The 23525-nt window shown below is 45.7% G+C and carries 22 protein-coding genes; 16 read left to right on the forward strand and 6 right to left on the reverse strand.

The features are described from left to right. The first annotated feature begins 173 nt into the window (after nucleotides 1–173). From leuS to GZK95_RS11350, 13 genes are all read left to right on the forward strand, one after another. Complete coding sequence (gene leuS, locus GZK95_RS11290; protein ID WP_075715843.1) at nucleotides 174–2747, forward strand: leucine--tRNA ligase; 2574 nt, start codon at nucleotides 174–176, stop codon at nucleotides 2745–2747. Nucleotides 2748–2938: 191 nt separating this feature from the next. Continuing rightward, complete coding sequence (locus GZK95_RS11295) at nucleotides 2939–3586, forward strand: LPS-assembly lipoprotein LptE (RefSeq protein ID WP_075715844.1); 648 nt, start codon at nucleotides 2939–2941, stop codon at nucleotides 3584–3586. A gap of 9 nt (nucleotides 3587–3595) precedes the next feature. After that, nucleotides 3596–4609, forward strand: a complete 1014-nt coding sequence (gene holA, locus GZK95_RS11300) for a DNA polymerase III subunit delta (protein WP_075715845.1) — start codon at nucleotides 3596–3598, stop codon at nucleotides 4607–4609. A gap of 77 nt (nucleotides 4610–4686) precedes the next feature. After that, on the forward strand, nucleotides 4687–5004 hold the full coding sequence (gene rsfS / locus GZK95_RS11305; protein ID WP_075715846.1) for a ribosome silencing factor: 318 nt from the start codon (nucleotides 4687–4689) through the stop codon (nucleotides 5002–5004). Nucleotides 5005–5007: 3 nt separating this feature from the next. After that, the gene (rlmH, locus tag GZK95_RS11310; RefSeq protein ID WP_005476695.1) at nucleotides 5008–5478 is read left to right on the forward strand and encodes a 23S rRNA (pseudouridine(1915)-N(3))-methyltransferase RlmH; all 471 of its coding nucleotides are present in this window, start codon (nucleotides 5008–5010) and stop codon (nucleotides 5476–5478) included. Between the two features lie 6 nt (nucleotides 5479–5484). Then, nucleotides 5485–7374: a penicillin-binding protein 2 gene (gene mrdA / locus GZK95_RS11315; protein WP_075715847.1), complete on the forward strand. Its 1890-nt coding sequence runs from the start codon at nucleotides 5485–5487 to the stop codon at nucleotides 7372–7374. Between the two features lie 2 nt (nucleotides 7375–7376). After that, nucleotides 7377–8498, forward strand: coding sequence for a rod shape-determining protein RodA (gene rodA, locus GZK95_RS11320; RefSeq protein WP_075706681.1), 1122 nt, complete (start codon nucleotides 7377–7379; stop codon nucleotides 8496–8498). 3 nt (nucleotides 8499–8501) lie between these two features. Beyond that, nucleotides 8502–9341 carry a septal ring lytic transglycosylase RlpA family protein gene (locus GZK95_RS11325; RefSeq protein WP_075706682.1) on the forward strand — a complete coding sequence of 280 codons (840 nt, stop codon included), beginning with the start codon at nucleotides 8502–8504 and terminating at the stop codon, nucleotides 9339–9341. Nucleotides 9342–9430: 89 nt separating this feature from the next. Further along, complete coding sequence (locus GZK95_RS11330; protein WP_075706683.1) at nucleotides 9431–10609, forward strand: serine hydrolase; 1179 nt, start codon at nucleotides 9431–9433, stop codon at nucleotides 10607–10609. Between the two features lie 139 nt (nucleotides 10610–10748). Then, nucleotides 10749–11027: a DUF493 family protein YbeD gene (ybeD, locus tag GZK95_RS11335; protein ID WP_075715848.1), complete on the forward strand. Its 279-nt coding sequence runs from the start codon at nucleotides 10749–10751 to the stop codon at nucleotides 11025–11027. Nucleotides 11028–11207: 180 nt separating this feature from the next. After that, nucleotides 11208–11864: a lipoyl(octanoyl) transferase LipB gene (lipB, locus tag GZK95_RS11340; protein WP_075706700.1), complete on the forward strand. Its 657-nt coding sequence runs from the start codon at nucleotides 11208–11210 to the stop codon at nucleotides 11862–11864. Between the two features lie 4 nt (nucleotides 11865–11868). Next, complete coding sequence (gene lipA / locus GZK95_RS11345) at nucleotides 11869–12834, forward strand: lipoyl synthase (protein ID WP_075706684.1); 966 nt, start codon at nucleotides 11869–11871, stop codon at nucleotides 12832–12834. 178 nt (nucleotides 12835–13012) lie between these two features. Next, nucleotides 13013–13339 carry a hypothetical protein gene (locus GZK95_RS11350; RefSeq protein ID WP_075706685.1) on the forward strand — a complete coding sequence of 109 codons (327 nt, stop codon included), beginning with the start codon at nucleotides 13013–13015 and terminating at the stop codon, nucleotides 13337–13339. A gap of 657 nt (nucleotides 13340–13996) precedes the next feature. Here the strand turns inward: GZK95_RS11350 and glyA are convergent. Continuing rightward, nucleotides 13997–15247, reverse strand: coding sequence for a serine hydroxymethyltransferase (gene glyA, locus GZK95_RS11355; RefSeq protein ID WP_075706686.1), 1251 nt, complete (start codon nucleotides 15245–15247; stop codon nucleotides 13997–13999). A 334-nt stretch (nucleotides 15248–15581) separates the two neighbouring features. On the opposite strand from glyA, the gene GZK95_RS11360 reads away from it, so the two are divergent. Beyond that, on the forward strand, nucleotides 15582–16181 hold the full coding sequence (locus tag GZK95_RS11360; protein WP_075713378.1) for a YitT family protein: 600 nt from the start codon (nucleotides 15582–15584) through the stop codon (nucleotides 16179–16181). Nucleotides 16182–16250: 69 nt separating this feature from the next. On the opposite strand, the gene treC is transcribed toward GZK95_RS11360, so the two are convergent. From treC to gmhB, 5 genes are all read right to left on the reverse strand, one after another. After that, complete coding sequence (gene treC, locus GZK95_RS11365) at nucleotides 16251–17936, reverse strand: alpha,alpha-phosphotrehalase (protein ID WP_075713324.1); 1686 nt, start codon at nucleotides 17934–17936, stop codon at nucleotides 16251–16253. An 82-nt stretch (nucleotides 17937–18018) separates the two neighbouring features. Then, nucleotides 18019–19443: a PTS trehalose transporter subunit IIBC gene (gene treB, locus GZK95_RS11370; RefSeq protein ID WP_075706688.1), complete on the reverse strand. Its 1425-nt coding sequence runs from the start codon at nucleotides 19441–19443 to the stop codon at nucleotides 18019–18021. Between the two features lie 170 nt (nucleotides 19444–19613). Next, entirely contained in the window at nucleotides 19614–20561 is a 948-nt protein-coding gene (gene treR, locus GZK95_RS11375; RefSeq protein WP_075713326.1) for a trehalose operon repressor TreR, read from the reverse strand. Between the two features lie 82 nt (nucleotides 20562–20643). Next, entirely contained in the window at nucleotides 20644–20985 is a 342-nt protein-coding gene (locus tag GZK95_RS11380; RefSeq protein ID WP_075713328.1) for an MliC family protein, read from the reverse strand. A 50-nt stretch (nucleotides 20986–21035) separates the two neighbouring features. Then, complete coding sequence (gmhB, locus tag GZK95_RS11385; RefSeq protein ID WP_075706691.1) at nucleotides 21036–21587, reverse strand: D-glycero-beta-D-manno-heptose 1,7-bisphosphate 7-phosphatase; 552 nt, start codon at nucleotides 21585–21587, stop codon at nucleotides 21036–21038. 224 nt (nucleotides 21588–21811) lie between these two features. On the opposite strand from gmhB, the gene metN reads away from it, so the two are divergent. Continuing rightward, nucleotides 21812–22846 (forward strand): methionine ABC transporter ATP-binding protein MetN, encoded by a 1035-nt coding sequence (gene metN / locus GZK95_RS11390; RefSeq protein ID WP_075713330.1) that lies wholly within the window; start codon nucleotides 21812–21814, stop codon nucleotides 22844–22846. Continuing rightward, the gene (locus tag GZK95_RS11395; RefSeq protein ID WP_075706693.1) at nucleotides 22836–23513 is read left to right on the forward strand and encodes a methionine ABC transporter permease; all 678 of its coding nucleotides are present in this window, start codon (nucleotides 22836–22838) and stop codon (nucleotides 23511–23513) included. The genes metN and GZK95_RS11395 overlap by 11 nt, the downstream gene beginning before the upstream one ends. Nucleotides 23514–23525: the final 12 nt, after the last annotated feature.

Consider the following 23525-nt stretch of genomic DNA (forward strand, 5'->3'; position numbering starts at 1 on the left):
TTCATGAGCGATCAATGCCTCAGGAAGAGAGATAAAGCCGCCAACAGTGCCGCAATCTCTATGATGAAGAGTGTTGGCTATTGTTGAACCTTGCTCCTTTATGTATTCTATGACGATCTATTATTGTCTGTTCTAACTGAACTCACACTTTCCAAGATAACCGGATATCATCGATGCAAGAGCAATATAACCCACAAGATATTGAACAGAAGGTTCAACAGAACTGGGACAACAACAAGACCTTTGTTGTAAGTGAAGACCCAAATAAAGAAAAATTCTACTGTCTATCAATGTTCCCATACCCAAGTGGTCGACTGCACATGGGTCACGTGCGTAACTACACTATCGGTGATGTGGTATCTCGTTTCCAACGTCTACAAGGCAAAAACGTCATGCAACCTATCGGTTGGGACGCGTTTGGTCTACCTGCAGAAAACGCAGCAGTAAAAAACAACACTGCACCAGCGCCTTGGACATACGAAAACATCGAATACATGAAAAACCAGCTTAAGCTGCTAGGTTTTGGCTACGACTGGAATCGTGAGTTCGCAACGTGTACTCCAGAGTACTACCGTTGGGAGCAAGAATTCTTCACTAAGCTTTACCAAAAAGGGTTAGTTTACAAGAAGACTTCTTCTGTTAACTGGTGTCCAAATGACCAAACTGTTTTAGCTAATGAGCAAGTGGAAGACGGTTGTTGCTGGCGTTGTGATACTCCGGTAGAGCAAAAAGAAATTCCACAGTGGTTTATTAAAATCACTGAATACGCACAAGAGCTACTAGACGATCTAGACAAGCTTGAAGGTTGGCCTGAAATGGTTAAGACCATGCAGCGCAACTGGATCGGTCGCTCTGAAGGTGTTGAACTCAAGTTTGAAGTTCAAGGTCAACAAGACCTTGAAGTCTACACGACACGCCCTGACACGCTAATGGGTGTCACTTACGTTGGTATTGCAGCGGGTCACCCTCTTGCAACACTTGCGGCGAAGAACAACCCTGAACTTGCAGCGTTCATCGAAGAGTGTAAAAACACCAAAGTAGCAGAAGCAGAACTTGCGACAATGGAGAAAAAAGGTATGGCAACAGGCCTTACTGCCATTCATCCATTAAACGGTCGTGAAGTACCTGTCTATGTAGCTAACTTCGTGCTAATGGATTACGGCACAGGCGCAGTAATGGCCGTTCCTGCACACGACCAACGTGACTACGAGTTCGCAACTAAGTACGGTCTAGACATCGTGCCAGTGATCAAGCCAGTTGACGGCAGCGAGCTAGACATCTCTGAAGTAGCATACACAGAGAAAGGTGTATTGTTCGATTCAGGTGAGTTCGACGGTCTAGAATTCCAAGCAGCATTCGATGCTATCGCAGCGAAGCTAGAAGCAGAAGGCAAAGGCACTAAGACTGTTAACTTCCGTCTACGTGACTGGGGTGTATCTCGTCAACGTTACTGGGGCGCACCAATCCCAATGGTAACCACTGAAGACGGTCAAGTTCACCCTGTACCTGCGGATCAACTACCAGTGATTCTTCCTGAAGACGTAGTGATGGATGGCGTAACAAGCCCAATCAAAGCAGATAAAGAGTGGGCGAAGACCACGTTCAACGGCGAACCTGCGCTGCGTGAAACTGACACCTTCGATACCTTCATGGAATCTTCTTGGTACTACGCGCGCTACTGTTCACCACAAGCAGACGATATCCTAGATCCAGAAAAAGCGAACTACTGGCTACCAGTAGACCAGTACATCGGTGGTATCGAGCACGCTTGTATGCACCTACTGTACTCGCGCTTCTTCCACAAGCTACTTCGTGATGCAGGCTACGTAACGTCTGACGAGCCATTCAAGCAACTACTGTGTCAAGGCATGGTACTGGCTGATGCGTTCTACTTTGAGAACGAGAAAGGCGGAAAAGAGTGGGTTGCACCAACTGACGTTAAAGTTGAACGTGACGGTAAAGGCCGCATCACTTCTGCGACTGACAACGAAGGTCGCAACGTTGAGCACTCAGGCATGATCAAGATGTCTAAGTCTAAGAACAACGGTATCGACCCACAAGAGATGGTAGACAAGTACGGTGCTGACACTGTGCGTCTATTCATGATGTTCGCCTCTCCAGCAGACATGACACTTGAGTGGCAAGAGTCTGGCGTAGAAGGTGCTAACCGCTTCCTGAAACGTGTATGGAAACTAGTGAAAGAGCACACAGCGAAAGGCGCAGCAGAATCAGTCGATGCATCTGCACTTTCGGGTGAGCAAAAAGCACTTCGTCGTGACGTTCACAAAACTATCGCGAAAGTGACAGACGATATCGCTCGTCGTCAAACATTCAACACAGCAATCGCTGCCATCATGGAATTGATGAACAAGCTAGCGAAAGCACCTCAAGAATCGGCACAAGATCGTGCAATCCTTGATGAAGCGCTAAAAGCCGTTGTTGCCATGCTTTACCCAATCACTCCACACATCTCATACGAGCTATGGGCTGCGCTAGGTGAAGCAGACATCGACAATGCGGTATGGCCGACATTCGACGAGAAAGCGCTGGTTGAAGACGAAAAGACAATCGTAGTTCAAGTTAACGGCAAACTACGTGCGAAACTGACGGTAGCGGCTGACGCAACTAAAGAGCAAGTGGAAGAACTTGGTCTAAACGATGAAAACGTGACTAAATTCACCGATGGTCTAACGATCCGTAAAGTCATTTACGTTCCGGGTAAACTACTCAACATCGTTGCTAACTAACTCTTGATTAATAAGATTTAGTGAGCAAGCGCTAAACATATGAGGTTGTTTCAGCAGCCTCATTGCAAGCGCGATAAAATAACTAACAGGGTAGTCCGTCTACCCTGTTTATTTATCTCAAGCCATTTTCTGCGCCGATGAGCAAGTGAGTGACTTCAGATAAATAACCAATAACAGAGAGCCGTACGTCAATGCGTCTATTTTCCCTATCCTCTATTAAGTTGACTAGTGTTGTACTAGCAGCCACTCTTTTGACTGCTTGTGGTTTCCATTTAAGAGGCGACTATTCAATTCCTGAAGAGCTCGACACCATGTCACTCACTAGTTACGACCAATACAGTAACTTTACTCGTATGATGCGCGGACAGTTACGTATGAACGATGTAAAAGTGGTGCCACCTGCGGCGAATGTCCCTAACTTACACCTGCTCGGCGAGAGCGTGAGTGAGCGTACGCTATCTCTTTACCAAAACACTCGCGCTGCGGAAAAAGAGCTAACACTCAATGCCTCTTACCGCGTGACCATTCCTGAATTAGGTTCTCGTCAGTTTTCGACCAGCGTAACGCGCAGCTACCTCGACAACCCGCTAACCGCATTAGCAAAATCGGTTGAGCGTGACATGATTGAAGACGAAATGCGTAAACTGGCTGCGACTCAGATTGTACGCCAAATGGCACGACTAAAAGCAGACATCGAAAATGGCACCATGTTAACGGGTGAAGAACTTGATGAGCAAAAAGTACAACAACGTGCAAACGCCCAGCAAGACTACCAAATCCAGACTATCGAAAATGACACCAACTCTCTTGATATAGAGCAGCCACTGCTTGAACAATAAGAGATCGTAATGCGTATTTTTGCTGACCGCCTAGCGGATCAACTGAGCAAACAGCTCCACTCATGTTACTTGCTGTTTGGCAACGAACCTCTGCTTCTTCAAGAATCACGTCAAGCCATTCAGCATGCAGCCAAGCAACAAGGTTTTGAAGAACGGCATCGATTTGCTATTGATGCCAGTTTCGATTGGCATCAAGTTTATGACTGCTGCCAAGCACTCAGCCTATTCTCGTCACGTCAACTGATTGAACTTGAATTACCTGAGTCCGGCGTCAATGCTGCGATTGCCAAAGAGCTTGTTAGCATTGCTGAGATGTTGCATCCCGATATATTACTGGTCCTTGTTGGAACAAAATTAACCAAAGCACAAGAGAGCGCCAAGTGGTTTAAAACACTCCATGCTCATGGGTGCTGGGTAAACTGTCTCGCCCCGGATTTGCAACGTCTACCTCAATTTGTTCAAACTCGTTGCCGAGCACTTGGTTTAAAGCCTGATGCCGAAGCAGTACAGATGTTGGCACAGTGGCACGAAGGGAACCTGTTTGCTCTAGCTCAAAGCCTAGAGAAGTTGGTGCTGCTCTACCCTGATGGCGAACTCAACATGGTACGCTTAGAGCAGTCATTGAGCCGCCATAACCACTTTACCGCCTTTCACTGGGTTGATGCCCTATTGGCAGGTAAAGGAAATCGAGCACAACGAATTTTACGCCAACTGGAAGCTGAAGGTGTTGAGGTCGTGATCTTGGTGCGCACCATCCAAAAAGAGCTGACCCAGCTATTACAGATGCAGCAACAAGCACAACGCAGCTCAATTGCCCAAGTATTTGACAGTTATCGTATTTGGCAAAACAAACGCCCGCTCTACTCTGCGGCGATGCAACGCTTAAGCATCCATCGTTTACAAAGTTTGATGCAACTTTTAGCCCAAACTGAAATCTTAACTAAAACCCAGTATGACCAACCAAGCTGGCCATTATTGCATCAACTGAGTGTTGAGCTCTGCTTACCACAAGTGAAGCTGTAAAAAGCGTGTTATAATCTGCCACCCCAAAATACTCCAACAACCGCGGTTTACCGCCTAGCGTCATTGAGGATATCAATTTGCAACACCAACAACTTAACGCATTTCTAGTAGACAAAGCAGACGACATGAAAGCACAAGACATTCAAACTATTGATGTGCAAGGTAAATCAAGCATTACCGATTTTATGATCGTATGTACCGGTACGTCGAAGCGTCATGTTGCCTCAATTGCTGATCACGTGGCTCGTGAAGCGAAACTGGCTGGTTTTGAGCCGCTGGCTATCGATGGTGAAGTCGAAGGTGAGTGGGTTGTGGTCGATATGGGTGATACCATTTTACACGTGATGCAAGAAGAGCAACGTGAAATGTACCAGCTTGAAAAGCTATGGGGCTAAGCGATGAAATTGCAATTAATCGCCGTTGGCACAAAAATGCCCAAGTGGGTTGAAGAAGGCTTCCAAGAATATAAACGCCGTTTTCCTCATGATATGCCTTTGGAATTGATCGAAATTCCCGCTGGCAAACGCGGTAAAAATGCCGATATTGCAAGAATTCTGCAAAAAGAAGGCGAAGCGATGCTCGCGGCCGTGCCTAAAGGCAATCGAATTGTTACTCTCGATATCCCTGGTAAAAAATGGGACACGCCACAGTTGGCTGAACAGCTAGAAAGCTGGAAGCTTGATGGCCGTGATGTGTCTATTTTGATCGGAGGCCCTGAGGGGTTAGCACCAGCATGTAAAGCTGCCGCCGATCAAAGTTGGTCGCTCTCTGCGCTGACCTTACCTCATCCACTAGTACGTATTGTGATGGCAGAAAGCCTCTATCGTGCTTGGAGCATTACTGCTAACCATCCATACCATCGAGAATAAGCGTCAATGTTGAGGAAACGCACCAAAATCAGAGACTACCAAGAAGAATCTCGCCTATTTGCTAGCCGGGCGATTGTCGCTTTTCTTGGTATTGTCGTGATGATGGGTCTTTTGGTGGTGAACTTGTACAACATTCAAGTCAACCAGTATCAAGACTATAAAACTCGCTCAAACGATAACCGAATTAAAGTCGTCCCTATCGCGCCTAACCGCGGTCTTATTTACGATCGTAACGGTGTGCTCTTGGCTGAAAACCGCCCAGTATTCAGCTTGGAGATCACGCCTGAGAAAATCAAGGATATGGACGACACGATTACGCGTCTTCAAGCCATTCTTGACATCACACCTGAGCAAGTTGAGCGCTTCCAAAAAGAGCGTCGCCAAACGCGCCGCTTTAAGTCCGTTCCAATCCTAACCCAGTTAACAGAAGAACAAGTCGCCAAGTTCTCGGTCAATCAGCATAAGTTCCCAGGGGTTGCAGTCAATGCCAACCTGAAGCGTTACTACCCATATGGTGAAATACTGACGCATGTTATTGGTTATGTATCCCGTATCAATGACCGAGATATGCAACGTCTTGTCCGAGAAGAAAAAGACGCTAATTATCAAGCCACACGTGATATTGGTAAACTTGGCATCGAGCGTTACTACGAAGACTTACTCCATGGTACGGCAGGTTACCAAGAGGTCGAAGTCAACAGCCGCGGACGCATTATTCGTGTCTTAAAGTACATTCCACCCGTCCCTGGTAAAGACATTGTGCTTAACCTCGACATCAACTTGCAGACCTATGTACATGATCTGCTCGCGGGACGTCGTGGCAGTGCCGTGGTGCTTGACCCTCATGACAATGGGGTACTCGCAATGGTATCTAGCCCAAGTTATGATCCGAATGCCTTTGTGCATGGCATTTCAGGTAAAGCTTACCGGGCTCTGCTTAATGATAAAAATCGCCCATTGGTCAACCGCGCAACACTGGGGATCTACCCACCAGCTTCAACGATTAAACCGATGATGGCAGTGGCCGCTTTGCAAGAAGGGGTCATCACGCCAAATACGATTCGCAACGATCCTGGTTATTGGAAAATACCGAACTCAAAAACAAAGCCTTTCCGCGACTGGCTACGTTGGGGTCATGGTAAAGTAGACGTGATCAAGTCAATTGAAGAGTCAGTTGATACATTCTATTACCAAGTCGCTTATGACATGGGAATTGACCGAATTTCACAATGGATGATGATGTTTGGCTTTGGTGACTACACCGGCATCGACATTCATGAAGAGAGTAAAGCCAACATGCCAACGCGTGATTGGAAAATGGCGCGTCACCGCACTCCTTGGTATCAAGGGGATACGATCCCTGTGGGGATTGGACAAGGCTATTGGACAGCAACACCAATGCAAATTGCTAAAGCCACCTCGGTCGTCGTCAACCGTGGTAAAGTCATTGCGCCTCACCTATTGCGCGCCACCATAGAGAATGGGGCCGAGTTTAATACCAACTCGATGGCTGAAATTGTCACCTACCCGCCAATCACTGGGGTTAAAGATCGTTATTGGGACATAGCCGAAGAAGGTATGCGCCTAGTAAACCATGGTCGTAAAGGTACGGCACGCCGAGCGTTCGCCAAAACTCCGTATATGAGCGCGGGTAAATCCGGTACCGCTCAGGTATTTGGCTTAGGCGAAAACGAAGAGTACAACGCGGACGAAATAGCCGAACACTTGCGTGACCACGCATTGTTTACCGGCTTTGCTCCAATAGATGACCCACAATTAATCGTCACTGTGGTTCTAGAAAACGCTGGCGGAGGCTCGAGTAATGGTGCTCCTGTCGTGCGTAAAGTGTTTGACCACGTATTAGTCGAGAAAGATATAGCGAAAAACAAGGATTAGTCATGGACTTTGCCCATCCTACAGGCCAAAACCGTTCTCTATTTGAACGATTCCACATCGACCTGCCGCTGCTACTAGGTATTCTAGTCTTGATGGGATTTGGTTTAGTTGTGATGTACAGTGCAAGCGGCCAGAGCTTTGCAATGATGGATCGGCAAGCGATGCGGATGGGGTTGTCGCTAGGTGTGATGATCCTGCTAGCACAAATACCACCGCGAACCTATGAAAGCCTTGCTCCACTGATGTTTTTTGCTGGCGTACTGCTGCTGTTTGGCGTGCTATTTTTTGGTGAAGCCTCCAAGGGTGCGCAGCGGTGGTTAAACTTGGGTATTGTGCGTTTTCAACCCTCCGAGCTCCTCAAACTTGCCGTGCCATTGATGGTGGCACGCTATATTGGTCGTCGAGCGTTACCACCCACTTTCCAAACGATTGTGATGTCGTTAGTCATGGTCATGGTGCCAACGATTTTGATTGCCAAGCAGCCCGACTTAGGTACATCAATTTTGATTGCCGCCTCGGGTGTGTTTGTTATTTTCCTCGCGGGGATTAGTTGGAAAATCATTTTTGCCGCACTCTGTGCATTGGGCGCTTTCCTCCCCGTGCTATGGTTTTTCTTGATGCGCGAGTATCAGAAAGTGCGAGTAAGAACCCTGTTTAACCCAGAGTCAGATCCATTAGGTGCCGGTTACCATATTATTCAGAGTAAAATTGCGATAGGCTCCGGCGGTGTGGCCGGTAAAGGCTGGTTGCAAGGCACGCAATCTCAACTGGAATTTTTACCAGAGCGACATACCGACTTTATTTTTGCTGTTATCGCTGAAGAGTGGGGCCTGATTGGCATTTTAGCCTTACTCAGTATTTACCTGTTTATTATCGGTCGCGGCCTCGTTCTCGCCAGTAAAACACAAACGGCTTTTGGTCGGATGATGGCTGGCAGTATCGTATTAAGTTTTTTCGTTTACGTATTTGTAAACATAGGTATGGTTAGCGGAATTCTCCCTGTTGTCGGCGTACCGCTACCTTTAATTAGCTATGGCGGAACCTCAATGGTTACCCTTATGGCCGGTTTTGGCATTTTGATGTCTATTCACACTCATAAAAAAGCGTTCTCGAAGGCAAACTAATTAATGAATTCAATCCAAAAAATCGCAGCACTCATCTTGCTTAGTAGCATTATCGTTGGTTGTTCTTCTTCACCTTCAGAGCCAGAGAAAACACCAACAACACCGCCACTGTCTCAGTCGGATCGCTACCAAGAAGAGCGCTATGATATTAAAAATGACGTTGCGCCTGATCAACCTATGTCCGTCGAGCATATCGAGGAAGCGATTCCTCAATATGAAGCCTACAGCTTAGGTGGGAACAAAAACTATACCGTGCGTGGTCAACGTTACCAAATCATCAAAGACCCAAAAGGTTTTAAAGAGAAAGGCCAAGCATCGTGGTACGGTAAGAAGTTTCATGGTCATCTGACCTCAAACGGTGAAGTGTATGACATGTACTCAATGTCGGCAGCGCATAAGCAACTGCCACTACCAAGTTATGTGAAAGTGACCAATACCGACAATGGCAAAAGCACTGTGGTGCGTGTCAACGACAGAGGACCTTTCCATCCAGGACGTATTATCGACCTCAGTTTTGCCGCCGCAACAAAACTGGATGTAATAAAGACGGGTACGGCCAACGTAGAGATAGAAGTGATTACGGTTGAAAAACCGACCTCACAAGTAAAAAAACAAGCGCTGCCCCAATTTCAGATCCAAGTGGCTTCATCACAACATAAAGATCGCGTGGAAACTTTAGCGCAAGATCTTGGTCAAAAACTCTCAGTGGCAAGCTATGTAAACTCTGAAGATAACATTCACCGAGTGATATTAGGCCCATTTGATGACTATGCCCTGACGCAAAAAACGTTAGAACAAGTTAAACTATTGGGCTATTCGAGTGCCTTCGTCAGAAAAAATTAGATTCCAACACATTCAGATCGCCTCCTCGACTAGTTTGAGGCAAGGTTTCTGTTAAGATATGGACAGTTCAAGATAAACCTGTAGTCAATATGAAAAAAACAACGTTACTTAAAACCGTTTTTGCGTCTTCTATTGCGCTTTCAACCACTTTTGCGTCTCAAGTGATTGCATCACCAGTAGTTGTCCCTGATCCACCACAAATCGCAGCGAAAGGCTACGTACTGATGGATTACCATTCAGGTAAAGTGTTAGCAGAAAAAGAGATGAACACTAAGTTATCTCCAGCTAGCTTGACCAAGATGATGACCAGCTACGTGATTGGTCAAGAACTTGCTCGTGGCAACATCAGTGAAAATGATGATGTCACCATCAGTAAAAATGCTTGGGCGAAGAACTTCCCTGACTCTTCTAAGATGTTCATCGAAGTTGGCACGACGGTAAAAGTCAAAGATCTTAACCGCGGTATCATTATCCAGTCGGGTAACGATGCTTGTGTCGCAATGGCTGAGCACATTGCTGGCTCAGAAGATGCGTTTGTTGATTTAATGAATGCATGGGCAAACTCTCTAGGTATGAAAGATTCGCACTTCGCGAACGTACACGGCCTAGACAACGATGCACTTTACTCAACGCCTTACGATATGGCATTGCTAGGTTCTGCGTTAATTCGTGATGTACCAGAAGAGTACCGTATCTACTCAGAGAAGAAATTCACTTACAACGGTATCACCCAGTACAACCGTAATGGTCTACTGTGGGATAAAAGCATGAACGTTGATGGCATTAAAACAGGCCATACAAGTAATGCTGGTTACAGCCTAGTGAGCTCAGCAACAGAAGGCAAAATGCGTCTAGTTGCGGTAGTAATGGGAACCAAGAACGCCAATGCACGTAAATCTGAGAGCAAAAAGCTGCTCAGCTACGGCTTCCGCTTTTTCGAAACTGTCGCACCACACAAAGCTGGTGAGACATTTGTTGAAGAAAAAGTCTGGATGGGCGACAAAGATATGGTTGCGCTTGGCTTAGACCAAGATACCTACGTCACGCTTCCTCGCGGTCAAGCGAAGAACCTAAAAGCGAGCTTCGTACTTGAAAAAGAACTAGAAGCCCCAATTAGTAAGGGTGATGTCGTTGGTAAGCTATACTACCAACTAGATGGTGAAGATATTGCAGAGTACCCACTTCTTGCATTAGAAGATGTTCAAGAGGGTAGTCTATTCAGTCGTCTATGGGATTACATTGTGATGCTGGTAAAAAGCTTCTTCTAATCTCAACCACTGAATAAGTGACGAAGCCGCCTCTACAAAGGCGGCTTTTGTTTTACTCCCGCATAATCTTGAGATTAAACCTGATTGGCAGTAAGATCCCGCGCTGCTTAGATCTATATTCCAACTTGGAGTTTCCAACATGTTGACTATCAACTCTGACGCAAAACTGAAAGACCTGCTAGAGTTCCCTTGTAAATTTACCTACAAGGTAATGGGCTACGCAAAGCCTGAACTTCCAGAAAAGGTTCTTGAAGTGATACAACGCCATGCTCCAGGTGACTACAGTCCAACGGTGAAACCAAGCTCAAAAGGTAACTACCACGCAGTCTCTGTTACCATTAAAGCGACGTCTATCGAACAGGTAGAAGCGTTGTACAAAGAGCTTGGCGAAATCGACATCGTACGCATGGTTCTATAATTTTATTTGAAAAAATAAATTATTTTTGAAAGCAGCTTCGGCTGCTTTTTTTTGTTATTTATCAAATAGATAAAATTCTTGCACATTATTCAGGGTTAATAATGTGTTATCAACATATAGTTCCAACTGTCAAAGCGGTTTATAATCGAGCCTCTTTATTGATGAATGATGGACTCAGGAATGCAACAAACTCTGGTTGTGAAGCATCTGGGACAGCAGGATTACGAGCCTATTTGGCGCGCAATGCACGAGTTCACAGACACACGTCATGAGAATACCCTCGATGAAGTGTGGTTTGTTGAACACAACCCTGTTTTTACCCAAGGCCAAGCAGGCAAAGCAGAGCACCTGTTAAATACGGGTGATATCCCAGTGGTGCAAAGTGACCGAGGTGGTCAAGTGACTTACCATGGCCCCGGACAACTGGTGGTTTACTTCCTGATCAATCTGCGTAGGAAAAATATTGGTGTGCGAGATCTCGTCACGCGCATTGAGAACCTCGTGATCAATACACTGAAAGCATACAATATCGACTCCGCAGCCCGAGCTGACGCCCCTGGTGTTTACGTAGATAACAAAAAGATCTGCTCACTAGGATTACGCATTCGCAAAGGTTGCTCGTTTCATGGGCTGGCGCTCAACATCGACATGGACCTCGCACCATTTTTACGCATCAACCCCTGCGGTTATGCGGGAATGGAAATGGTTCAAGTTAGCCAGCTTGGTGGTCCTGATAACGTTGATACTGTGGCTGAGCAATTATTGAAAGAACTCGTGACTTTGTTGGATTACCAGCAAATCGAAGTCAGCACAGAAGTCCCAAACGATAAGAAATAGAAGCATGAGTAAACCAATCCAAATGGAAAAAGGCATCAAATACCGTGATGCTGATAAGATGGCACTGATTCCTGTCAAGAACATGCCTGTTGAGCAGAAAGAAGTACTGCGCAAGCCTGACTGGATGAAGATCAAGCTACCTGCAGATAGCCAACGCATCCAAGACATCAAATCTGCGATGCGTAAGAACAACCTGCATTCAGTTTGTGAGGAAGCCTCTTGCCCTAACCTTGCGGAGTGTTTTAACCACGGCACTGCAACATTTATGATCCTTGGCGCAATTTGTACTCGCCGTTGCCCATTCTGTGACGTTGCCCATGGCCGCCCGCTAACACCAGAATCTGATGAGCCGCAAAAACTGGCACAGACCATCAAAGATATGAAGCTGAAATACGTGGTTATCACCTCGGTAGACCGAGATGATCTGCGTGATGGCGGCGCTCAACACTTTGCTGATTGTAATCGTGAAATTCGTGCGCTTAGCCCAAATATCAAGATCGAAACACTGGTACCTGATTTCCGTGGTCGTATGGACGTGGCGCTTGATCTGCTTAAAGACAATCCACCAGATGTGTTCAACCACAACCTTGAGACCGCACCACGCTTGTATCGCAAAGCTCGCCCAGGCGCAAACTACAAGTGGTCGCTTGAGTTACTGAAGAAATTCAAAGAGCAACACCCAGAGATCCCAACTAAATCTGGCGTTATGATGGGACTCGGTGAAACGAAAGAAGAGATCATCGAAGTTCTCAAAGATCTGCGTGCCCACGGTGTAACGATGCTGACTCTCGGTCAATACCTTGCGCCAAGCCGTCACCATTTGCCAGTTGAACGTTATGTTCCGCCATCTGAGTTTGATGAGCTTAAAGAGATCGCATTAGAGCTGGGCTTTACCCACGCTGCGTGTGGTCCGTTTGTGCGCTCTTCTTACCACGCGGATATGCAAGCACAAGGTATTGAAGTTAAGTAACCAAACTTTGTCCTAGTCATGAGAAAGACCAGCAATATGCTGGTCTTTTTTATTGTTTTTCCACAAAAAACGCCGTTCTATCTTGCAGCAACAAATATGCACTTCTAGGCTTAATAAATCAGATTTTCTCAGTTGACTCGTCGAGTTACCGACCTGTTTGGATTATTAAGGTATCGCCATGGAAAAAAGCATTTTACTTAGTTTAGGCATTTGTACACTACTACTCGGCTGCAGTTCAGCCTCACAACAGGATCATTATAGAGAAGCCTCGTTTGAGCTATGTAATACCGAAGTCGATATTTACTCGGTCAGCGACGACGGTAGAGTGAGGATCAAGTGCTCTGATGGTTCGAAATTTGCCTTAACCCAAGAAGACACTCTAGAGACCATGCGCGATATCAACATCGACTATTGCGATGGCGAGGGGCTGGGGAAATTTAGTGAAAGCTCACGCTACTACTCATTTAAGTGTAAATCCGGCACGTTATTGAGTATCTCAAAGTGAAAACGCTGAGTTGAGAGTTGAGAACTGAGAGCTGAGAGCTGAGAGCTGAGAGCTGAGAAACCAGCTAAAGCACTATTTCACACTCACAAATCTCTTTTTCGCAGCATTTCGCCTCTAATTCTACGAAAATAGGCAAAAAAAAGAGCCCTCTAGGGCTCTTTCTAAACTCTCGATTTCAAACTAAATCACTTCTAGTTCAAGGAAAAGGCGCGTTGTTTGAAATCAACATTGGCAAATAGTGGCAAGAAGTTCTAGGAGAGCACGCGGAGTTTACATAAGTAAATGAGCATGCGATATAACGAAAAAAAGAGCCCAGCAGGACTCTTTAAAAACTCTCGGTTTCACACTAACTCACGTCTAGTTCAAGGAAAAGGCGCGTTGTTTGAAATCAACATTGGCAAATAGCGGCAAGAAGTTCTAGGAGAGCACGCGCAGTTTACATAAGTAAATGAGCATGCGATAAAACAAAAAAAAGAGCCCCGCAGGACTCTTTATAAACTCTCGATTTCAAACTAAATCACTTCTAGTTCAAGGAAAAGGCGCGTTGTTTGAAATCAACATTGGCAAATAGTGGCAAGAAGTTCTAGGAGAGCACGCGCAGTTTACATAAGTAAATGAGCACGCTCGACAACGAAATTCACACCACTATGCAGTCAATTATGCGTAAACCGGTAGACGCTTACAGATCTCTAATACCTTCGCTTTTGTCGCTTCGATAACATCTTGATTCTCAAGGTTATCAAGTACGTCACACATCCAGTTCGCAAGATCTTTTGAATCTTCTACAGTGAAGCCACGACGCGTGATTGCTGGTGTACCGACACGGATGCCTGATGTTACGAATGGGCTACGTGGGTCATTTGGTACTGAGTTTTTGTTTACTGTGATGTTTGCTGCACCAAGTGCTGCATCTGCATCTTTACCTGTGATGTCTTTGTCGATTAGATCAACTAGGAACAGGTGGTTTTCAGTACCATTTGAGACGATTTTGTAACCACGCTCTTGGAATTGCGCCACCATTGCTTTTGCGTTTTCGACTACGCGCGCTTGGTAAGCTTTGAACTCAGGTTCCATTGCTTCTTTGAACGCGACCGCTTTACCTGCGATTACGTGCATTAGCGGGCCACCTTGACCACCAGGGAATACTGCTGAGTTCAGCTTCTTGTACATGTCTTCACCTGCGTTTGACAGGATTAGACCGCCACGTGGACCTGCTAGCGTTTTGTGCGTGGTCGTTGTCACTACGTGAGCGTGTGGAACTGGTGTTGGGTAGACACCTGCTGCGATTAGACCGGCTACGTGTGCCATATCAACAAATAGGAAAGCATCCACCTTGTCTGCGATTTCACGCATGCGCTTCCAATCAACAATTTGCGAGTACGCTGAGAAACCACCGATGATCATCTTTGGCTTATGCTCTAGCGCTAGAGCTTCCATTTCGTCGTAGTTGATTTGGCCTGCTTCATCAATGCCGTAAGGAATCACATTGTAGTGCTTACCAGAGAAGTTGACTGGTGAACCGTGAGTAAGGTGACCGCCATGCGCTAGGCTCATGCCTAGAACGGTATCACCTGGGTTCAATAGCGCCATATATACTGCGCTGTTTGCTTGTGAACCCGAGTGAGGCTGAACGTTGGCATACTCACAACCAAATAGTTGGCATGCACGATCAATCGCTAGCGCTTCAGCTTTATCAACGTACTCACAACCACCGTAGTAACGTTTACCTGGGTAACCTTCAGCGTATTTGTTTGTTAGCTGAGAACCTTGTGCTTCCATCACACGCGGGCTGGTGTAGTTCTCAGAAGCGATAAGTTCAATGTGTTCTTCCTGGCGAAGAGTTTCCTCTTGGATAGCTGCGAACAGTTCCGCATCGTAATCTGCGATGTTCATATCACGCTTAAGCATCTGTATCTCCTGACTCAGATTTTGACTGAAAGTTACGAAAAACTGGTAAACGACCCCGACGCAAACGTTTTCGTCACCCTATTGGCGTGCATTTTAACTAATTTGATCTAGGTCATAAAGAGAAAATTACAATTTTTCTCATGCAGTTTTTTCATAATGTGGTTCAAGGTTTGTCATGTTAGTCCAACATTTTTGTGATCGCCATCACTAACATTTTTACACCTTGTAAAATGACGATTACATAGATTTACCCTAAATTTCGCTCTCAAGCTACCTAAAAGGGGAACTTTTCTTTAGTATGCTCGGCTTTCGCTCACTCAATAATTGGTCTCTGATGGCAAAACATACTCGCAAAGAAGATTGGATCGCGATTTTGACTGGCACATTGATTGTGGCGCAAGGTATTTTCTTTCTTCAAGCTGCTCATTTACTGACTGGCGGTACCACTGGCTTAGCACTACTGCTGAGCAAAGTCGTCCCTTGGTCATTTGGCACGCTCTACTTTTTGACTAACTGCCCATTCTACCTGCTCGCTTGGAAACGTTTTGGGACGCAGTTTGCCCTAAATAGCGCTATTTCAGGCGCTCTGGTCTCGCTTTTTGCTGATCACCTTCACCTTGTTATCCATGTCGATATGGTGAATCCCGTCTACTGCGCTATCGCAGGTGGATTGTTAATGGGATTAGGTATGCTGATCTTGTTCCGCCACCGTTCTAGCTTGGGTGGGTTCAATGTGCTGTGCCTCTACGTTCAGGACAAGTTTGGAATTTCTGTCGGCAAAACCCAAATGGCGATTGATTTGACCATTTTGGTTACCTCCTATTTCTTTGTCGAACCGATCATTTTGCTCTATTCGATTATTGGTGTTTTAGCGTTAAACCTTGTATTGGGTATGAACCATAAGCCACACCGATACATCGTAAAGTACAACTAGGTACTAATACGCAAAAAGCGAAGGCTTTGGACAATCCAAAGCCTTTTGCTGCTCTAGGAGCATTGGGGGTTACTTGTTGATTAACAAAATGCGAGTTTCATATGGGCGCAGCGCGACCACATTCTCCGACAAAGCCATTGGCTGTTGAGTATAGTTAGTGAGTAAACACTCCGCTCGCGCGAGCTCTATCTCTGGCGGTAAACGACATTCAACTGGGTCAGCGTAGTAGTTACTGATTGAAATTAACTGCTGTGTCTCGGTTTCACGTAGATACACATAACAACGTGTATCTTGTGGCAGTAAATCTCGGAAACTACCTTGCGTAATAACGGGTTGCTGTTTGCGTAACTCGATTAATTGCTGGTAAAAGTAAAACACCGAGTTAGTGTCTGCTAACGCAGCTTGTGCATTAATGTGTGAGTAGTTACTTGCTACCTCAAGCCAAGGCGTACCTTGAGTAAAACCGGCGTGTGTTGAGTCATCCCATTGCATTGGAGCGCGTGAGTTATCACGTGACTTCTGCGCTAAGATCGCCATCATCTCATCATGTTGAACACCATGTTGTTCAACCATAATTTGATACATATTGGTGCTCTCAACATCTCGATACTGACTAATATCTTGGTAACCCGGATTAGTCATACCTAACTCTTCACCTTGGTAGATGTAGGGCGTTCCCTGCATCATATGTAGAGAAGCCGCCAGCATCTTTGCTGATTCCACTCGGTATTGTTGATCATCTCCTAAACGACTCACGACTCGTGGTTGGTCATGATTACACCAAAATAGTGCCCCCCAACCGTTATTACTCAAACCCGTTTGCCAATGATTAAAGATCTGCTTGAGTTGAATAAAGTCAAAAGGGGCTTTGCTCCACTTCTCTCCATTTGGATAATCGACTTTTAGGTGGTGAAAGTTAAACACCATCGACAGTTCTTTGCCATCTAGAGCAGAATACTGCTGACAATGTTCAAGGGTTGTCGATGACATCTCCCCTACCGTCACACTGCCATATTGTTGAAACACCTCAGCACTAATCTCTTGCAGATACTCATGCACACGCGGGCCATCAGTATAAAAGCGTCGCCCATCACCGCTATCATCGTTAGGGAAGTCTTGTTGTTTCGAAATCAGATTGATCACGTCTAAGCGAAAACCATCGACTCCTTTTTTCGCCCAAAAGCGAATAATATCCTTCACTTCTTGACGGACTTGCGGGTTCTCCCAGTTAAGATCGGCCTGTTCGGTCGCGAATAGATGCAGATAATACTGATTGGTTGCTTCATCTAGAGCCCAAGCGCTCCCGCCAAACTTGGATTGCCAGTTGTTAGGCGCCTCACCGTCGACCGGATCTTGCCAAATATAGTAGTCACGATAAGGGCTATTTTTATCGCCCAGCGCTGATTGAAACCATTGATGCGCTGTAGAGGTATGGTTGACCACAATGTCCATTATAATTCGAATCCCCCGTTGGTGAGCTTGCTCAAGCAGAGCATCAAAGTCTGCCATGTCACCAAACTGAGGATTGATTGCGTAGTAGTCGGAGATGTCGTAGCCATTATCAATCATCGGCGATTGATAGACAGGTGTCAGCCAAATGGCGTCGATACCCAACTGCTGAAGATAATCCAGTTTAGAGATGATTCCGCGGATATCTCCCGTTCCTTTATCTGCTGAATCACAAAAACTTTTCGGATAGATTTGATAAATCGTGGCGGTTTTCCACCAATCTTGCGGCTGTTTCAATATTGTCATAACAGTTTTCACTTACCAGATGAGCCCACGTCCAGCTCAAGAAAGCCCACGGCGTTGAAGTCCATTGCCGTGGGAAAGAGAATTATGCGTTTGCGGCTTCAAGCTCACCTTTTGCTTGAGCACGCTTATAGAAGAACAGGGTTAAAACGATTGGCAATGCGATTGCCACTAACATCGCCATAGCAAAGACACCCCAGAATTGTGGCTGAATCGAAAGAATGCCCGGTAAACCACCAACCCCGATACCATTTGCCATTACACCTGACATACCACAAATTGCTGCAGCGGCTGCTGAGCCAAACATGGCACTTAGCATTGGAAACTTATACTTGAGGTTGATGCCGTACATTGCCGGTTCCGTCACCCCTAAATAAGCGGAGATTGCTGCTGGTACGGAAATATCGCGCTCACCCTGTTTTTTACTGATGATAATGATGCCAACCACCGCTGAGGCTTGAGCAATGTTCGAAAGAGCAATCAACGGCCAAATTGGGGTACCGCCTAGGTCTTGCATTAACTGAAGATCAACCGCATTGGTGGTGTGATGGATACCTGTGATCACGAGCGGCGCATATAGGAAACCAAAAATGACCGAACCAATCACCGCAAAGTCGCCCGTCATCGCGGCTTTTGCTGCCAACGCCACACCATCGCCAAGCATGCGACCAAATGGACCAATCAGCGAGTGAGCAAGTACTACAGAGACGATAATAGAAACAAACGGTACCACCACCAAATAGAGGTAGGACGGTACAATGCGTTTCAAATTAGTCTCAATAAACGCCAGCGCCACCCCTGCTAACATGGCAGGAATCACTTGAGCTTGATAACCCACTTTCTCGATCACAAATAGACCAAAATCCCATACTTCAGGCGCTTGTTTACCAATTAAGTAGGCATTCATCAGTTGTGGCGAGACTAACGTGACACCTAAAGTGATACCAAGGATTGGAGTACCACCCAGTTTTTTCACGGTTGACCAACACACACCAACGGGTAAGAAGAAGAAGATCGCTTCACCAATCAACCACAAAAAGCTATGTACCGTCGCCCAAAATTGGCTGATTTGCGTCAATGACTGACCATCAAACATTTTGATGTCGCCAATCACATTGCGGAAGCCTAAGATCAAACCACCTGTGATGATGGCAGGCAAAAGCGGGACAAAGATTTCAGCTAAATGGGAAATTCCGCGCTCAAGCACATTCATATTCTGGCGAGCGGCATTTTTAGCATCTTCTTTCGATGCCTCACTTTTGCCTGCCAGTGCAATCAGTACTTTATAAACCTCGTCTACCTCTGTGCCAATAACGACTTGAAACTGACCCGCATTGGTAAAACAACCTTTTACCATTGGTAATGCTTCTAACCCTTTCTCATCGGCCTTATCAGTGTCATTCAAAACAAAACGCAAGCGCGTCAAGCAATGGCTGACACTTGCGATATTGTCAGAGCCACCAACGAGAGCAATTAAGCGCTCGACATCTTGTTTGGCAATCTTACTCATAACCTTGTCCACCCTATTGGAGTTCATTCTGTTATCGTTCTAATTAGAAATGGGAACATTCCCATTCATTAATTATATATTGACAGAACTCATCACAACCCTAAATGGGAACAGTCCCATAAATTGAATAGGATCACAGTATAATTTTAAATCACTTTTAAATTAGTGGTTTATAAAATGAGAGGCGTTTGGGTTAGGTGAACAAGCGATTCTTCACCATTTATCTGAGATATGAGTAACTTAGCTGCTTTCTCGCCGGCTTGAGCATAACCAGGATCAATGCTAAATACATTGGGAAACAGGAATGACAGTAGCTCATTTCCGCCGACACCCGTGACTATCACATCTTCACGCCCTAGCTCTTGAAGACGTTTTATCACCCCCAGCGCAAGGGTGTCACTCGCACAAACAATTGCTTGAGTGCTTATATTGAGTACCTTCTCGACCAGATGGTAGGCACTTTCATGGTGTAAATCACCCGTTTGATAGTGCGGCGTCACCCCTTGAGATTGGCACCAATTAAGGTAAGCATCTAACCGTAACTTCCCTGTCGTGCGATCCGAAGGATCCACACCAATATAGGCAATATGATCGACTTCTTGTTGGCGCAAGTAATCTAAGGCATGCGTAATCACACCATGATTGTCGTAGTTAATCGAGGAAACTTGCTGCGTATCCATCGCAATCACCACCACTCGATTTTGCCATTGCTCAAACTGCGTCAGGTCTAAGTCACTAAAACCAAACACAATTACGCCATCAACATTACGACGTCTCAGGACATTCAAATGATCGCGAGTTTTGTCGGGATCAAACTGACTTTCCATAATGACAACGTCGTATCCCGCCTGATACAAAGCCTGAAGCATGCTTCCTACTGCTTTGTTCTCCGAAGGTGAGTCAAGACGAGATATGATGACCCCAACGACCCGTTGACTCCCCCCTCGCATTAACTGCGCTGACTTTGATGGAACATATCCAGAATCAGCAATCACCTGTTCCACTTTAGCGCGAGTTTCCGGTTTCACCTTTGGATCATTGGTTAATACACGGGAAACGGTCGATTTACCCACACCTGATAGGCGCGCAATATCTAAAATGGTCAGTTTTTTGTTCATACTTCAGGGTTTTAAGTAATTGATGGCAATGTCAGTGGCTAAGGTTAACGAGCACGAATTCAACTAACCTCAGCCCTTAACATTATTGACTTTCACAGTTTTTGTAAATCTCACGACCTAGCTCTAAGCGCGCATAGTTGCCTTTGGTATACAAATTCACAGGCTGGATCTCGCTTTGAGCATTTTCTGGCAGCATGTAGCGTGTACCTGAACCAGAAGGAACTTGAACCAAAGCGTAATCGACATCCTCAACCTTGACGAGCGCGCCTTGCTCTTCAACTAAGAAATCAGCGAAGAACTCTTTATCGCCACTGCATAGATATTGATAGCCATACTGGTCGTTAGTGTTAGTGGAAGAGTCGTCGCTAGTCGCACAACCCGCAAGGAGAACAGCACTGGTCATTAAGATGCTGGCTCTGAACATAGTCACCTCCGTTATAATAAAGGCTGCAACTGCAGCCTTTAAATAATAGTCTATTTATTTAAATAGTTAGGGACTTCGCGAATACTATCCAGTACCACACTCGCTAAGGATTCACCCTGTTCAGTCACTGGCTTACCAGTGCGAACTAAAATTTTTGTACCCACACCCGCAGCTTCTGCCGCCATCATATCTTCAGCTTTGTCGCCAATCATGACCGAGTTTGCCATGTCAATTTTCAAGAAATCTCGCGCTGAAATAAACATGCCAGGCTTAGGTTTACGACAATCACAATCTTCTTTGTAAGCGCCCTGTCCATGTTCAGCATGATGTGGGCAGTAGTAGATGCCGTCTAGTTCAACACCGTTATCGACAAAGTTCCAATCCATCCATTGAGTCAAGGAAAGAAAACGATCTTCGCTAAACATGCCACGGGCAATGCCAGATTGGTTGGTCACAAGTACAAGCAAATATCCCATCTGCTTTAGCTTTTTGGTCGCTTCAAAAACGCCTTCAATAAACTCGAAGTCGTGCTCATCATGGACATAGCCGTGGTCTACGTTGATAACGCCATCACGATCCAAAAAAACTGCTGGTTTCGCCAAAATTTTGTCTCTATTTACTTGTATAACTGAGGGGATTATACCCGCTTTATTGCTTTCATCACTATCTAATTACTTAATCGTTTGCTTGTAAAGATACTTTTAGACGTCTAGACGTAAAAATATCTATTGACACTAATTCAACAAACCCATAGCATCGTCTATTAAATGAGATGTAGCTCAAAATAATATACTGTTCTAAGAGTCGAGCATAAGCAGGTTTCTCAATGATTGAAATTAATCAGGTAAATAAGGTGTTCTATCAAGGCAAGAAGGAAATCAATGCCTTGAAAGATATTAACCTCCATATCTCCCAAGGGACTATTTTTGGGGTTATCGGCGCATCTGGCGCAGGTAAAAGTACCCTGATCCGCTGTGTAAACATGCTTGAAGCACCAACCAGTGGAGAAATCATCGTCGATGGCGTTGATTTGACCAAACTCACCAAATCTCAACTGAGTGCCGCTCGCCGCAACATCGGGATGATTTTCCAGCATTTTAATCTGCTGTCATCTCGCACGGTGTTTGAAAACGTTGCATTGCCGCTAGAACTCGCGAGCAAAGAGAAAGCGCACATTAACCAGAAGGTCACAGAACTACTAAAACTGGTTGGGTTGGCTGACAAGCATGAAAGTTACCCATCAAACCTGAGTGGCGGTCAAAAGCAGCGTGTCGCGATTGCTCGTGCGCTCGCCAGTGACCCTAAAGTACTATTGTGTGATGAAGCGACCAGCGCACTGGATCCCGCAACCACTCAGTCAATTCTAGAGTTATTACGCGAAATCAATCGCCAGTTGCAAATCACTATCTTGCTGATCACCCATGAGATGGATGTCGTGAAAAGCATCTGCCATGAAGTGGCGATTATCGGTGGTGGTGAGCTGGTAGAGAAAGGCACAGTGGGTGAAATTTTCGCTCACCCTAAAACTGAGCTTGCGCACGAATTTATCCGTTCGACACTGGATTTATCTATTCCTGAAGACTATCAAGTGCGTCTGCAACCAACCCGCGTTGAGGGCAGTTACCCGTTAGTCCGTCTCGAATTTACTGGAGCAACGGTAGACGCTCCGCTGATGAGCCAGATTTCGCGTACGTACAACATTGACGTCAACATCCTAAGTTCAGACCTTGATTACGCCGGTGGTGTTAAGTTTGGCATGATGGTAGCTGAACTGTTTGGTAGTGAAGAAGACGATAACAATGCAATTGCATTCCTGCGTGAGAACAACGTAAAAGTAGAGGTGCTTGGCTATGTCCTTTAATACGATTTCTGATTGGCTAAGCTTAAACGCAGACTTGCTGTTAGGCGCGACTTGGGAAACGCTATATATGGTCGCCGTTTCAGGAGTGGTTGGTTTTGCCATTGGTATTCCACTTGGCGTTATCCTCCACACAACAAAAAAAGGTGGCTTACTTGAAAATCCTCGCTTAAACAGCGTACTAGGAGCGATAGTGAACATTGGTCGCTCAGTGCCATTTTTGGTGTTGATGGTGGCAATTATTCCTGTCACTAAGTTGTTAGTCGGCACTTTTATTGGCACCACTGCAGCCATCGTGCCACTCACTATCGGTGCGATTCCTTTTGTTGCTCGACTCATTGAAGGTGCGTTATTAGAAGTACCGACTGGTTTGGTTGAAGCCGCACAAGCAATGGGTGCAACGCCACTGCAAATCATCACTAAGGTTCTGCTACCTGAAGCATTACCGACCATAGTTAACTCAGTTACCATCACACTTGTGACCCTGGTCAGCTACTCGGCAATGGCAGGTACCGTAGGTGGCGGTGGTCTGGGTGATGTCGCCATACGTTACGGTTTCCACCGTTATGACGTGACCATAATGGCAGTGACAGTCGTGATGTTGATTATTTTAGTTCAGATTATTCAATCTATCGGTGATGCAATCGTTCACCGCGTAGATCATAGATAAGAATTCATATAA

The sequence above is a fragment of the Vibrio panuliri genome (genome assembly GCF_009938205.1).
Classification (GTDB): Bacteria; Pseudomonadota; Gammaproteobacteria; order Enterobacterales; family Vibrionaceae; genus Vibrio; species Vibrio panuliri.

Coding starts and splice junctions, on each gene's coding strand:
- leuS (WP_075715843.1), top strand. CDS start 174: ATGCAAGAGCAATATAACCCACAAGATATTGAACAGAAGGTTCAACAG.
- GZK95_RS11295 (WP_075715844.1), top strand. CDS start 2,939: ATGCGTCTATTTTCCCTATCCTCTATTAAGTTGACTAGTGTTGTACTA.
- holA (WP_075715845.1), top strand. CDS start 3,596: ATGCGTATTTTTGCTGACCGCCTAGCGGATCAACTGAGCAAACAGCTC.
- rlmH (WP_005476695.1), top strand. CDS start 5,008: ATGAAATTGCAATTAATCGCCGTTGGCACAAAAATGCCCAAGTGGGTT.
- mrdA (WP_075715847.1), top strand. CDS start 5,485: ATGTTGAGGAAACGCACCAAAATCAGAGACTACCAAGAAGAATCTCGC.
- rodA (WP_075706681.1), top strand. CDS start 7,377: ATGGACTTTGCCCATCCTACAGGCCAAAACCGTTCTCTATTTGAACGA.
- GZK95_RS11325 (WP_075706682.1), top strand. CDS start 8,502: ATGAATTCAATCCAAAAAATCGCAGCACTCATCTTGCTTAGTAGCATT.
- GZK95_RS11330 (WP_075706683.1), top strand. CDS start 9,431: ATGAAAAAAACAACGTTACTTAAAACCGTTTTTGCGTCTTCTATTGCG.
- ybeD (WP_075715848.1), top strand. CDS start 10,749: ATGTTGACTATCAACTCTGACGCAAAACTGAAAGACCTGCTAGAGTTC.
- lipB (WP_075706700.1), top strand. CDS start 11,208: ATGCAACAAACTCTGGTTGTGAAGCATCTGGGACAGCAGGATTACGAG.
- lipA (WP_075706684.1), top strand. CDS start 11,869: ATGAGTAAACCAATCCAAATGGAAAAAGGCATCAAATACCGTGATGCT.
- GZK95_RS11350 (WP_075706685.1), top strand. CDS start 13,013: ATGGAAAAAAGCATTTTACTTAGTTTAGGCATTTGTACACTACTACTC.
- glyA (WP_075706686.1), bottom strand. CDS start 15,247: ATGCTTAAGCGTGATATGAACATCGCAGATTACGATGCGGAACTGTTC.
- GZK95_RS11360 (WP_075713378.1), top strand. CDS start 15,582: ATGGCAAAACATACTCGCAAAGAAGATTGGATCGCGATTTTGACTGGC.
- treC (WP_075713324.1), bottom strand. CDS start 17,936: ATGACAATATTGAAACAGCCGCAAGATTGGTGGAAAACCGCCACGATT.
- treB (WP_075706688.1), bottom strand. CDS start 19,443: ATGAGTAAGATTGCCAAACAAGATGTCGAGCGCTTAATTGCTCTCGTT.
- treR (WP_075713326.1), bottom strand. CDS start 20,561: ATGAACAAAAAACTGACCATTTTAGATATTGCGCGCCTATCAGGTGTG.
- GZK95_RS11380 (WP_075713328.1), bottom strand. CDS start 20,985: ATGTTCAGAGCCAGCATCTTAATGACCAGTGCTGTTCTCCTTGCGGGT.
- metN (WP_075713330.1), top strand. CDS start 21,812: ATGATTGAAATTAATCAGGTAAATAAGGTGTTCTATCAAGGCAAGAAG.
- GZK95_RS11395 (WP_075706693.1), top strand. CDS start 22,836: ATGTCCTTTAATACGATTTCTGATTGGCTAAGCTTAAACGCAGACTTG.